Source organism: Bradyrhizobium sp. USDA 4506 (assembly GCF_054058795.1).
On the sequence record NZ_JBSSBM010000002.1, the window covers coordinates 6,751,581 to 6,763,098 of the forward strand.

Below are 11,518 nucleotides of genomic sequence, written 5' to 3' on the forward strand. Positions count from 1 at the left end.
CCCCAAATGTGAGCAACCAACAGATCGCGGCGCCCGAGCCGATCGGACGCCGCGCGCGATACGACCTTAGAGGTCCAGCACCAAGCGGGCCGGATCCTCCAGGCTCTCCTTGACGCGCACCAGGAAGGTGACCGCTTCCTTGCCGTCGATGACACGGTGATCATAGGACAGCGCCAGATACATCATCGGGCGCACCTCGATCTTGCCGCCGACCACCATCGGCCGCTCCTGGATCTTGTGCATGCCGAGGATGCCGGACTGCGGCGCATTCAGGATCGGCGTCGACATCAGCGAACCGTAGATGCCGCCATTGGTGATGGTGAAGGTGCCGCCCTGCATCTCGTCGATCTTGAGCTGGCCGTCGCGGGCGCGGCGGCCGTAGTCGGCGATCGACTTCTCGATCTCGGCGATCGACTTGTGGTCGCAGTCGCGCACCACAGGCACCACGAGGCCGCGGTCGGTGCCAACCGCAACGCCGATGTGATAGTAGTTCTTGTAGATCAGGTCAGAGCCGTCGATTTCGGCGTTGACCGCCGGAATGTCCTTCAGCCCCTGCACGACCGCCTTGGTGAAGAAGCCCATGAAGCCGAGCTTCGAGCCGTGCTTCTTCTCGAACGTGTCCTTGTAGAGGGCCCGCAGCTTCATCACCTCGGTCATGTCGACCTCGTTGAAGGTCGTCAACATCGCGGCGGTGTTCTGCACGTCCTTGAGGCGGCGCGCGATGGTCTGGCGCAGCCGCGTCATCTTCACGCGTTCCTCGCGCGCGGCATCGTCGGCCGGCGACGGCGCACGAACCTGCACGGCGGCGGCCGGCTGGTTGACCGGGGTCGGCGCCGAGGCGGCCTTCTCGATCGCGGCCAGCATGTCGCCCTTGGTCACGCGGCCGTCCTTGCCCGAGCCGGGAACGGTGGACGCATCGATGCCGCTTTCAGCGGACAGCTTGCGGACCGAGGGTGCCAGCGGCGCATCCGGCGGCGGCGCCTTCGGCGCGGCGGCAGCAGCCGGCGCAGCAGCGGCAGCCGGTGCGGCGGCCTTGGCGGGAGCCGCAGCAGCCGGCTTGGCGGCCGGAGCGGCGCCGTCATTGATCTGGCCGAGCAGCGCGCCGACGGCAACCGTCTCGCCGTCCTTGGCGATGATCTCGCCGAGCGTGCCGGCGACCGGCGCGGGCACCTCGATGGTGACCTTGTCGGTCTCCAGCTCCACCAACGGCTCGTCCACCGCGACGGCTTCACCGGCCTTCTTGAACCAGCGGCCGATCGTGGCCTCGGTCACGGATTCGCCGAGCGTTGGAACGCGAATTTCAGTCATGGTCTTTTCCTCGATAACCCTGCGGTCGCAAAATTTGCGGTCGTGAAACTTGTCCGCCACCGCCCGCAAAGCGAGCGATCCGGTACTCCGTGACGACAGCACTTCTGCTGGATGACGCGGGATACCGGATGCCCCGCATTCGCGGGGCATGGCTTCAATGAAAGTCGTTAGTTCAGTGCGTCGTCGAGCAGCGCCTTGAGCTGCGCCAGATGTTTCGACATTAGGCCGGTCGCGGTTGCCGCCGATGCCGGACGGCCCGCATAGCGCGGACGCCTGTTGGGTGCGTGGATCTGGTTGAGCACCCATTCCAGATAGGGCTCGATGAAGTGCCAGGAGCCCATGTTGCGCGGCTCTTCCTGGCACCAGACCACTTCGGCGTTCTTGAAGCGGCCGAGCTCCTGCACCAGCGCCTTCAGCGGCACCGGATAGAGCTGCTCGACGCGCATCAGATAGATGTCATCGATGTCGCGCTTCTCACGCTCCTCGTAGAGATCGTAGTAGACCTTGCCGGAGCACAGCACGACGCGGCGAATCTTGTCGTCCGGCACCAGCTTGATCTTCTCGTCCGGCAGCATCTGCGCGTCATCGTACAGAATGCGATGGAACGTGGCGTTCTTGCCGAGCTCCTCGAGCTGCGACACCGCGCGCTTGTGGCGCAGCAGCGACTTCGGCGTCATCAGGATCAGCGGCTTGCGGATCTCGCGATGCAGCTGGCGCCGCAGCACGTGGAAGTAGTTCGCCGGCGTGGTCGGATTGACCACCTGCATGTTGTCTTCGGCGCACATCTGCAGGTAACGCTCGAGGCGCGCGGAGGAATGCTCCGGTCCCTGCCCTTCGTAGCCGTGCGGCAGCAGGCAGACGAGGCCCGACATGCGCAGCCACTTGCGTTCGCCCGAGGAGATGAACTGGTCGAACACCACCTGCGCGCCGTTGGCGAAGTCGCCGAACTGCGCTTCCCAGAGCGCCAGCGCATTCGGCTCGGCCAGCGAGTAGCCGTATTCGAAGCCGAGCACCGCCTCTTCCGACAGCAGCGAGTTGATGACCTCGTAGTGGCCGGTGTCTTCGCCGCCGAGATGGTTGAACGGCGTGTAGCGGCTCTCGTCCTCCTGGTCGATCAGCACTGAATGGCGCTGCGAGAAGGTCCCGCGCTCGGAATCCTGGCCGGACAGCCGCACATGATGACCTTCCTGCAGCAGCGTGCAGAATGCCAGGGCCTCGCCGGTGGCCCAGTCGATCCCGACACCGCTATCGATCGCCTTGGCGCGATTGTCGAGGAAACGCTGGATGGTGCGGTGGACGCGGAAGCCGTCCGGCACCTTGGTGATCTTGCGGCCGATATCCTTGAGAACGGCGACATCGACGCCGGTGACGCCGCGGCGGGCGTCTTCTTCCTGGTCGGCGATCTTGAAGCCTGCCCACTTACCGTCGAGCCAGTCGGCCTTGTTCGGCTTGTAGCCGGCGCCGGCTTCGAGCTCGGCGTCGAGCCGCGCGCGCCAGTCGGCCTTGGCCTTCTCGACCTCGCCCTCGGTCAACACGCCGTCAGCGACCAGCCGCTTGGCGTAGATCTCCAGCGTTGACGGGTGAGAAGCGATCTTCTTGTACATCACCGGCTGGGTGAAGGCCGGCTCGTCGCCCTCGTTGTGGCCGTGGCGCCGGTAGCAGAACATGTCGATGACGACCGGCTTGTGGAACTTCTGCCGGAACTCGATCGCGACCTTGGCCGCGAACACCACGGCCTCCGGATCGTCGCCATTCACGTGGAAGATCGGCGCATCGATCATCTTCGCTACGTCGGACGGATAGGGCGACGAGCGGGAGTAGCGAGGGTAGGTGGTGAAGCCGATCTGGTTGTTGACGATGAAATGCAGCGAGCCGCCGGTGCGATAGCCCTTCAGGTCGGACAGGCTGAAGCATTCAGCCACCACGCCCTGGCCCGCGAAGGCCGCGTCGCCGTGCATCAGCAGCGGCAGCACCGAGATACGCATATCCGGCGGATCGCCGTGCTGGTCCTGCTTGGCGCGCACCTTGCCCATCACGACCGGATCGACGATCTCGAGATGCGACGGGTTTGCGGTCAGTGACAAATGGATGTTGTTGCCGTCGAACTCGCGGTCCGAGGAGGCGCCGAGGTGATACTTGACGTCGCCCGAGCCTTCGACCGAGTCCGGGTTGGCCGAACCACCCTTGAACTCATGGAACAGCGCGCGGTGCGGCTTGCCCATCACCTGGGTCAGCACGTTGAGGCGGCCGCGATGCGGCATGCCGACCACGATCTCCTTCACGCCGAGATTGCCGCCGCGCTTGATGATCTGCTCGAGCGCCGGGATCAGCGATTCACCGCCGTCGAGGCCGAAGCGCTTGGTGCCGGTGAACTTGGTGTCGCAGAATTTCTCGAAGCCGTCCGCCTCGATCAGCTTGTTGAGGATCGCGCGGCGTCCCTCGGGCGTGAACGAGATCTCCTTGTCCGGCCCCTCGATGCGCTCCTGGATCCACGCCTTCTGCGCGGCGTTGGAGATATGCATGAACTCGACGCCAAGCGTCTGGCAGTAGGTGCGTTCGCAGATCTGCACGATCTCGCGCAGCGTGCCGTATTCGAGCCCGAGCACGTGGTCGAGGAAGATCTTGCGATCGAAGTCCGCCTCGGTGAATCCATAGGAGCGCGGATCGAGCTCCTCGCGGTCGCGCGGCGCCTCGATGCCGAGCGGATCGAGCTTGGCGTGGAAATGGCCGCGCATGCGGTAGGCGCGGATCAGCATCAGCGCGCGAACCGAATCGCGGGTGGCCTGATGGACATCGGCATCGGACAGCTCGACGCCCTTGGCCTGCGCCTTGGCCGCGAGCTTGGTGCCGACCGCCTTCTCGACCTGGGCCCAGTTGCCGTCGAGCGCCGAGGTCAGCTCGTCGCGCGGCGTCACCGGCCAGTTGTCACGGCCCCACGAGGCGCCCTCGGCGTTCTTCTGGACGTCGGCCGGAGCGTCCTTCAGGCTTTTGAAGAAATCCTGCCACTCGGCGTCGACCGACGACGGGTCCTGCTCGTAGCGGGCGTAGAGGTCGTCGATGTAGGCGGCGTTGGTGCCCTGCAGGAATGATGAGAGTGCAAAAGCGGCGTTCGCGTCTTGGCGAGACATGGGCAGTCCTGGTGATTTTTTCGGTTCGCGCGTAGGAGACGGCGCTGATGCCGGTCTGGAAGTGCGCCGGCTGGATTGATACCCTTTACCCCATCTAGGACAGATATTCCTGCCTAAAAGAACTAAGAAATGAATTTATTTTCATTTTTTATTGATCGGCATTCCGGCACCAAAACGCAATAAAAGAGCGGGTTCCCCAAGGAGAACCCGCCCCAAATCACGCCAAACCTCGAAGGGAACTCGCCGGACGGCGGTTACTTCAGCATCTCCGCGAGCGTATGCCCGAGGCGCGCCGGCGACGGCGACACCCTGATGCCGGCGGCTTCCATCGCCGCGGTCTTGGAACCGGCGTCGCCCTTGCCGCCCGAGATGATGGCGCCAGCATGGCCCATGCGGCGGCCGGGAGGTGCGGTGACACCGGCAATGAAGCCGACCATCGGCTTCTTGCGGCCGCGCTTGGCCTCGTCCTTGAGGAACTGGGCGGCGTCTTCCTCGGCGGAGCCGCCGATTTCGCCGATCATCACGATCGATTTGGTCTTCTCATCGGCCAGGAACATCTCCAGCATGTCGATGAACTCGGTGCCCTTGACCGGGTCGCCGCCGATGCCGACCGCGGTGGTCTGGCCGAGACCCTCCTGGGTGGTCTGGAACACCGCCTCATAGGTCAGGGTGCCGGAGCGGGAGACGATGCCGACCGAGCCGGGCTTGAAGATGTTGGCCGGCATGATGCCGATCTTGCATTCGCCGGCGGTCATCACGCCGGGGCAGTTCGGCCCGATCAGCCGCGACTTCGAGCCCGACAGCGAGCGCTTCACGCGCACCATGTCGAGCACCGGGATGCCCTCGGTGATGCAGACGATCAGCGGGATTTCCGCATCGATCGCCTCGCAAATCGCGTCGGCTGCGCCCGGCGGCGGGACATAGACCACGCTGGCGTCGGCGCCGGTCTTCTCGCGCGCTTCGGCGACGGTGTCGAACACCGGCAGGTTGAGATGGGTCGAGCCGCCTTTGCCCGGCGCCACGCCGCCGACCATCTTGGTGCCGTAAGCGATCGCCGCTTCCGAATGGAACGTGCCGTTCTTGCCGGTGAAGCCCTGGCAGATGACCTTGGTGTTCTTGTCGATCAGAATGGACATGGTTCGAGATGCTTTCGCGAGACGATCGGTGATGGGACTCTATGGTTTGAGCATGATCTTGTCGGAAAACCGGAGACCACTTTTCCGGATCATGCTCAGTGAATACGCCGGTACACGCCGGTGAGCACGTCGGCCCACCCTTCCGCGTCAGGCGAGAACTGGATTTTCATGTTGTAGGTGTTGTCGTCGACGACCTCGTAGACGTGACGGGCATTGCCGCGCAGCGAGCCGCGCACCAGGATCAGCGACTTGGCCGCCCAGCCACCGGACGCCGGTGATGGCGGGTAGTAGCCGAGCGAGTCGTGCCAGAACAATTTGTAGGCCCGATCGTCGCGGTCGTAGGTGAACACGCCGTGGGTGGCGAAGCTCTCCTTGCCGTCGCGGGTCTGCACGCTGTCCTGGATCAGGTAGAAGCCGTTGAGCGCGATGCGCGCAACGACCTGCGAGGTGGCCGGACCGCCCGCGGTCCAGCGCGACGGATAGACCATCTCTTCGCCGCTCCACTCGCCCGCAAACGCCGCGAGCTTGCGGTGTTCGTCCAGCGGTGTCGGAGCGTCGAGATGATCGGTCATCGTTAGCCTCCTTTGACGGCTTTCACGATCTTCTGTGCAGCGTCGTCGAGGTTGTCGGCGGGCAGAACGTTGAGGCCGCTCTCGCGGATGATCTTCTTGCCCTGCTCGACATTGGTGCCTTCGAGGCGCACCACCAGCGGAACCTTGAGGCCGACCTGCTTCACCGCGGCGACCACGCCCTCGGCGATCACGTCGCACTTCATGATGCCGCCGAAAATGTTGACCAGGATGCCCTTCACGTTCGGATCGGCGGTGATGATCTTGAACGCGGCCGCGACCTTCTCCACGCTGGCGCCGCCGCCGACGTCGAGGAAGTTCGCCGGCTCCATGCCGTACAGCTTGATGATGTCCATGGTCGCCATGGCAAGGCCGGCGCCGTTGACCATGCAGCCGATCGTGCCATCGAGCGCGACGTAGTTGAGGTCGTATTTCGACGCCTCGATCTCCTTGGCGTCTTCCTCGGTCTCGTCGCGCAGCGCGACCACGTCCGGATGACGATAGAGTGCGTTGCTGTCGAACGACACCTTGGCGTCGAGCACGCGAAGCTGGCCCTGCTTGGTGACGACGAGCGGATTGATCTCGAGCATCGCCATGTCCTTGGCGGCGAAGGCGGCATAGAGCTGGCCGGTCAGCTTCTCGGCCTGCTTGGCGAGATCGCCGGTCAGCTTCAGCGCCTTGGCAACCGTGCGGCCGTGATGCGGCATGATGCCGGTCGCGGGATCGACCGAGAACGAGACGATCTTTTCCGGGGTCGAATGCGCGACCTCTTCGATATTCACGCCGCCTTCGGTCGACACCACAAAGGAAATTTCGGAGGTCTCGCGATTGACCAGGATCGAGAGGTAGAACTCCTTGTCGATGTCGGAGCCTTCCTCGATGTAGAGGCGATTGACCTGCTTGCCGTGCGGACCGGTCTGCACCGTGACCAGCGTCGCACCGAGCATCTGCTTGGCGAATTCGCTGACCTCGGCGGCCGACTTGGCGATGCGGACGCCGCCCTTGTCGCCGGCCGATGCTTCCTTGAACTTGCCCTTGCCGCGGCCGCCGGCATGGATCTGGCTCTTCACCACCCAGATCGGGCCGGGCAGCTGCTTGGCCGCCGCGTCGGCCTCTTCCGGCTTCAGCACCGGCACGCCGCGCGAGATCGGCACGCCGAATTCATGCAGCAAAGCCTTGGCCTGGTATTCATGGATATTCATGGAAAGACGCTCCCAAACCCTCGTGCGGCGACCTTTTACGTCAGCCTTGAGACTGGCATACCATATACCAAAGCTCGCGCAACTAAAAAATCCGCCGGAATTTCATCGCCTTGCACCCGACAGGCGATTGAAACCGCCTATCGGGCCATTGCCAATCGAGATTACTTGCCGAGCAGATCGGGCGCGATCTTCTTGCAGGCGTCGACCAGGCCCTGCACCGCACCGACCGACTTGTCGAAAGCCTCGCGGTCCTTGCCCGCCAGTTCGATCTCGACAATGCGCTCGACACCCTTGGCGCCGACCACGACCGGCACGCCGACATACATGTCCTTCACGCCGTACTCGCCGTTGAGATAGGCGGCGCAGGGCAGCACGCGCTTCTTGTCCTTCAGGTAGCTCTCGGCCATCGCGATCGCGGACGCAGCCGGCGCGTAGAAGGCGGAGCCAGTCTTGAGCAGGTTGACGATCTCGGCGCCGCCGTTGCGTGTGCGATCGACGATCTCATCGATGCGCGCCTGCGAGGTCCAGCCCATCTTGACGAGGTCGGGCAGCGGAATGCCGGCGACAGTCGAGTAGCGGGTCAGCGGCACCATGGTGTCGCCGTGGCCGCCGAGCACGAAGGCGGTGACGTCCTCGACCGAGACGTGGAATTCGTCGGCCAGGAAATAGCGGAAACGCGCGGAGTCGAGCACGCCGGCCATGCCGACCACCTTCTTGTGCGGCAGGCCCGAGGCCTTCTGCAGCGCCCACACCATGGCGTCGAGCGGGTTGGTGATGCAGATGACGAAGGCGTCGGGCGCGTACTTCTTGATGCCGGCGCCGACCTGCTCCATGACCTTGAGGTTGATGGAGAGGAGATCGTCGCGGCTCATCCCGGGCTTGCGCGGCACGCCGGCGGTGACGATGCAGACCTTGGCGCCGTCGAGCGCTTCATAGGAATTGGCGCCGACCAGATTGGAATCGAAACCGTCGACCGGCGACGACTGCGCGATGTCGAGCGCTTTGCCCTGCGGCACGCCCTCGGCAATATCGAACAGCACGACGTCTCCGAGTTCCTTGAGGCCGACGAGGTGCGCCAGCGTTCCGCCGATCTGTCCGGAGCCAATCAGAGCAATCTTGTCGCGTGCCATGGGAAATCAGTCCTTTGAACTGTGTACGGGAGGGAGGGAAGTCGGTTGCAAGGGTGGTTATCCCTTTCGAATGATCCATTCAAGTCGCGGCCTGCCCGATTGCGGGCCCTGCCTGGAATTCGATCAGGCATGCCAGCAACATCCGCCGCGGAGACACGAAAAGTTGCTCCGAACCGGACCGCGCGCAAGACGGAATTTCGAGACGGAATTTCGAGGCTGAATTTCAGGTCTCGACCAGGCCGGTCGACGCGCCGCTCGCGGAGGAGTCCTTCCGGCCGTGCGGCAGCGCCAGGTAGGATTCCGAGCTCATCTCGATCAGGCGCGAGGATGTGCGCTTGAACTCCATCGCCTCGACGCCGTCGGTCGCAAGGTACAGCGACACCGGATCGGCCTCGGCCGAGGCCATCAGCTTCACGGCATTGTCATAGAGCGTGTCGATCAGCGAAATGAAGCGCTTGGCGGCATTGCGCTCGGCGTAATCCATCACCGGAATGTGGTCGATCAGGATCGTGTGGTAGTCGTGCGCGAGCCTGAGATAATCGGACGCGGCAAGCGGCTTCTCGCAGATGTCCATGAAGCTGAAGCGCGCGACGCCGTGCGCCGAGCAGGGCACGTTCAGGATGCGTCCCTTGATCGGAATGAGGCGTGCCTTGCACGGGGCATTGCCGGTCATCTTCCGCCAGGCCGCGTTGAGCGCGGCATCGGCCGCGTCATCCGCGGGCACCAGCCACATCTTGACGCCGACGAGTTTCTCCAGCCGGAAGTCGGTGCGCGCATCGAGCCGCAGCACGTCCATGTGGTCGGAGATCTGCGCGATGAACGGCAGGAACAGCGCGCGATTGAGCCCGCCCTTGTAGAGATCGTCAGGCGCAACGTTCGAGGTCGCGACCACCACCGTGCCGAGATCGAACAGCTTTGCGAACAGCCGGCCGAGGATCATCGCATCGGCGATGTCGGTGACGTGAAATTCGTCGAAGCAGAGCAGCCAGGCTTCGTCGAAGATCGCCTGCGCTGTGAGCGCGATCACGTCGCCGTCCGCGATCTCGCCGCGCGCGATCTGCTGACGGTAGCCGTAGATGCGCTCATGCGCCTCGGCCATGAATTCGTGGAAGTGCGCGCGGCGCTTGTGTTCGACCGGGCTCTGCTGGAAGAACAGATCCATCAGCATGGTCTTGCCGCGACCGACCTCGCCGTGGACGTAGAGCCCGCGCGGCGGCTTGTCGTCCTTGTCGCCGCCGAACAGCCGCCCGAACAGGCCTTGCTTGCGCTGCGGCTTGTAGCTCGCGAGCCGCTCATCCAGCGCGCCGAATGCCTCGGCGGCGCGGGCCTGGGCGGGATCGGCCTCGATCGCGCCGGAGGCGACCAGGGATTTGTAGAGCTCGAGAAAGGAACTGGGCGAGGTGGACAGCATGAGCCCACCTTACGGCCCTAGTGTGCGGCAAATTGCAAGCCGTGAATTGTGCCAGTGGGGTATGCACTTTCCTCTCCCTCGCCCCGCTCTTGCGGGGAGAGGGCTGGGGTGAGGGGCTCTCACCACCCGACGCGCTCTATCGACGGACCCGTACCCCCTCACCCGGATCGCATCTTCGATGCGATCCGACCTCTCCCCGCAAGCGGGGCGAGGTGAAGAGGCTCACGCGCAGAGCGCGTAGGAATCCTCGACCACATAGGGTCCGCCGCCTGTCGACGCGCGCGACGAGAACAGCACGAAGCGGTCCGCCAGGAAGCTGCGGCTCGGGAAGTAGCCGCGCACGGACAGATAATCCGCGACGTCCTGGCTCGAAGCGTCATGCAGACGAGCGAGCGTGACATGTGGCGTGAATTTCCTGCCCTCGGGATCGAGCCCCATCCGCTGCATCATCCGCTCGAGCTCGGCCTGCAGTTCGATCAACGGCCGGCTCGGCTCGACGGCGGCAACCACCGCGCGCGGCTTGCGTCCGCCGAAGCTCGACAGGCCCTGCAATTTGACCTCGAACGGCTTGCGGTTTACCCGAAACAACATCGTCGCGATCTCGTTGGCCCACATGCCATCGATATCGCCGATGAAGCGCAGAGTGACGTGATAATTTTCGGGATCGATCCAGCGTGCGCCGGGAAGGCCGCCACGCAAGCTGGAGAGGGTTTGGCCGATATCGGCCGGAATTTCCAGTCCAGTGAACAGACGCGGCATCGCAATAATCCTCGATGCTTGGCGCGGGTTTTGGGAGCCCGCACCCTGTAACGGCCCGGCGACGAATCACCGATGCCTATTTGTACCCGAGATATGTGACTCTGCGAAGCATGACCCGTTAACAGCTCGTAAACCTACGGACACGGCACTGCTCACTGCCTGCGCTTCAACTGCGTTGCCCTGATATTGCGCCGAGAAATGCCTCCACTGTGGGCAGGATATTTTTCACAACGATGTCGACACCTGCTGCCGTCGGATGCATGCCGTCGGCCTGGTTGAGCTTCGCGTCGGCGGCAACCCCATCGAGGAAGAACGGATAGAGCGGCACGCCAAGGGTCTTCGAGAGATCCGGATAGATCGCGTTGAACTTCGCTGCATACTCACTGCCATAGTTCGGTGGCGCGAGCATGCCGCACAAGAGCACGGCGATCTTGCGCGCCTGCAACTTTGTGATGATGTCGGAGAGCGCGGCACGCGTGACGGCGGGATCGATGCCGCGCAAGGCATCGTTGGCGCCGAGCTCGACAATCACGGCATCGGTTCCATCAGGCACCGACCAGTCGAGCCGCTCGCGGCCGCCCGAGGCGGTGTCGCCGGACACCCCGGCATTGCTCATCTCGACCTTTATCCCCTTGGCTTCCAACGCCTTTTGCAGCCGGATCGGGAATGCCGCCGGGCCCGGGAGGCCGTACCCGGCGCTCAGGGAATCGCCCAGAACCACCATCTTGATCGGCTTCGCCGGCCCCTTCTCCGGGCCATTCTCCAGCCTTGGCGTCTGCGCGCTGGCCGCCGTCATCAAGCCCATAAGCAACACGAGTATGTGCACGAAGATTCTCAACCGGCCCTCGACCGCAGACGCGGAAGTGCCATATGAC

General features: G+C 64.0%; 9 protein-coding genes. All 9 read right to left on the minus strand.

Translation table 11 applies throughout. The annotated features are described in order from the left end of the window. Positions 1-66: 66 nt before the first annotated feature. Positions 67-1,308: a 2-oxoglutarate dehydrogenase complex dihydrolipoyllysine-residue succinyltransferase gene (odhB, locus tag ACVIHF_RS33900; RefSeq protein ID WP_456793233.1), complete on the minus strand. Its 1,242-nt coding sequence runs from the start codon at positions 1,306-1,308 to the stop codon at positions 67-69. 167 nt (positions 1,309-1,475) lie between these two features. Beyond that, entirely contained in the window at positions 1,476-4,436 is a 2,961-nt protein-coding gene (locus ACVIHF_RS33905; RefSeq protein ID WP_225645265.1) for a 2-oxoglutarate dehydrogenase E1 component, read from the minus strand. Positions 4,437-4,690: 254 nt separating this feature from the next. Continuing rightward, positions 4,691-5,572, minus strand: coding sequence for a succinate--CoA ligase subunit alpha (gene sucD, locus ACVIHF_RS33910; protein ID WP_028340814.1), 882 nt, complete (start codon positions 5,570-5,572; stop codon positions 4,691-4,693). 95 nt (positions 5,573-5,667) lie between these two features. Further along, positions 5,668-6,144, minus strand: coding sequence for a DUF1579 family protein (locus ACVIHF_RS33915; RefSeq protein ID WP_456793234.1), 477 nt, complete (start codon positions 6,142-6,144; stop codon positions 5,668-5,670). 2 nt (positions 6,145-6,146) lie between these two features. After that, positions 6,147-7,343, minus strand: a complete 1,197-nt coding sequence (gene sucC, locus ACVIHF_RS33920) for an ADP-forming succinate--CoA ligase subunit beta (RefSeq protein WP_028336307.1) — start codon at positions 7,341-7,343, stop codon at positions 6,147-6,149. A 161-nt stretch (positions 7,344-7,504) separates the two neighbouring features. After that, a complete protein-coding gene (gene mdh, locus ACVIHF_RS33925) occupies positions 7,505-8,473 on the minus strand; it encodes a malate dehydrogenase (protein WP_028336306.1) in 969 nt (322 codons plus the stop codon). Positions 8,474-8,696: 223 nt separating this feature from the next. Next, positions 8,697-9,884 carry a cell division protein ZapE gene (zapE, locus tag ACVIHF_RS33930; protein WP_057020927.1) on the minus strand — a complete coding sequence of 396 codons (1,188 nt, stop codon included), beginning with the start codon at positions 9,882-9,884 and terminating at the stop codon, positions 8,697-8,699. Between the two features lie 222 nt (positions 9,885-10,106). After that, positions 10,107-10,643: an RNA 2',3'-cyclic phosphodiesterase gene (gene thpR / locus ACVIHF_RS33935; RefSeq protein WP_057020928.1), complete on the minus strand. Its 537-nt coding sequence runs from the start codon at positions 10,641-10,643 to the stop codon at positions 10,107-10,109. 166 nt (positions 10,644-10,809) lie between these two features. Next, the gene (locus ACVIHF_RS33940; RefSeq protein WP_076834707.1) at positions 10,810-11,469 is read right to left on the minus strand and encodes an arylesterase; all 660 of its coding nucleotides are present in this window, start codon (positions 11,467-11,469) and stop codon (positions 10,810-10,812) included. Positions 11,470-11,518 lie beyond the last annotated feature (49 nt).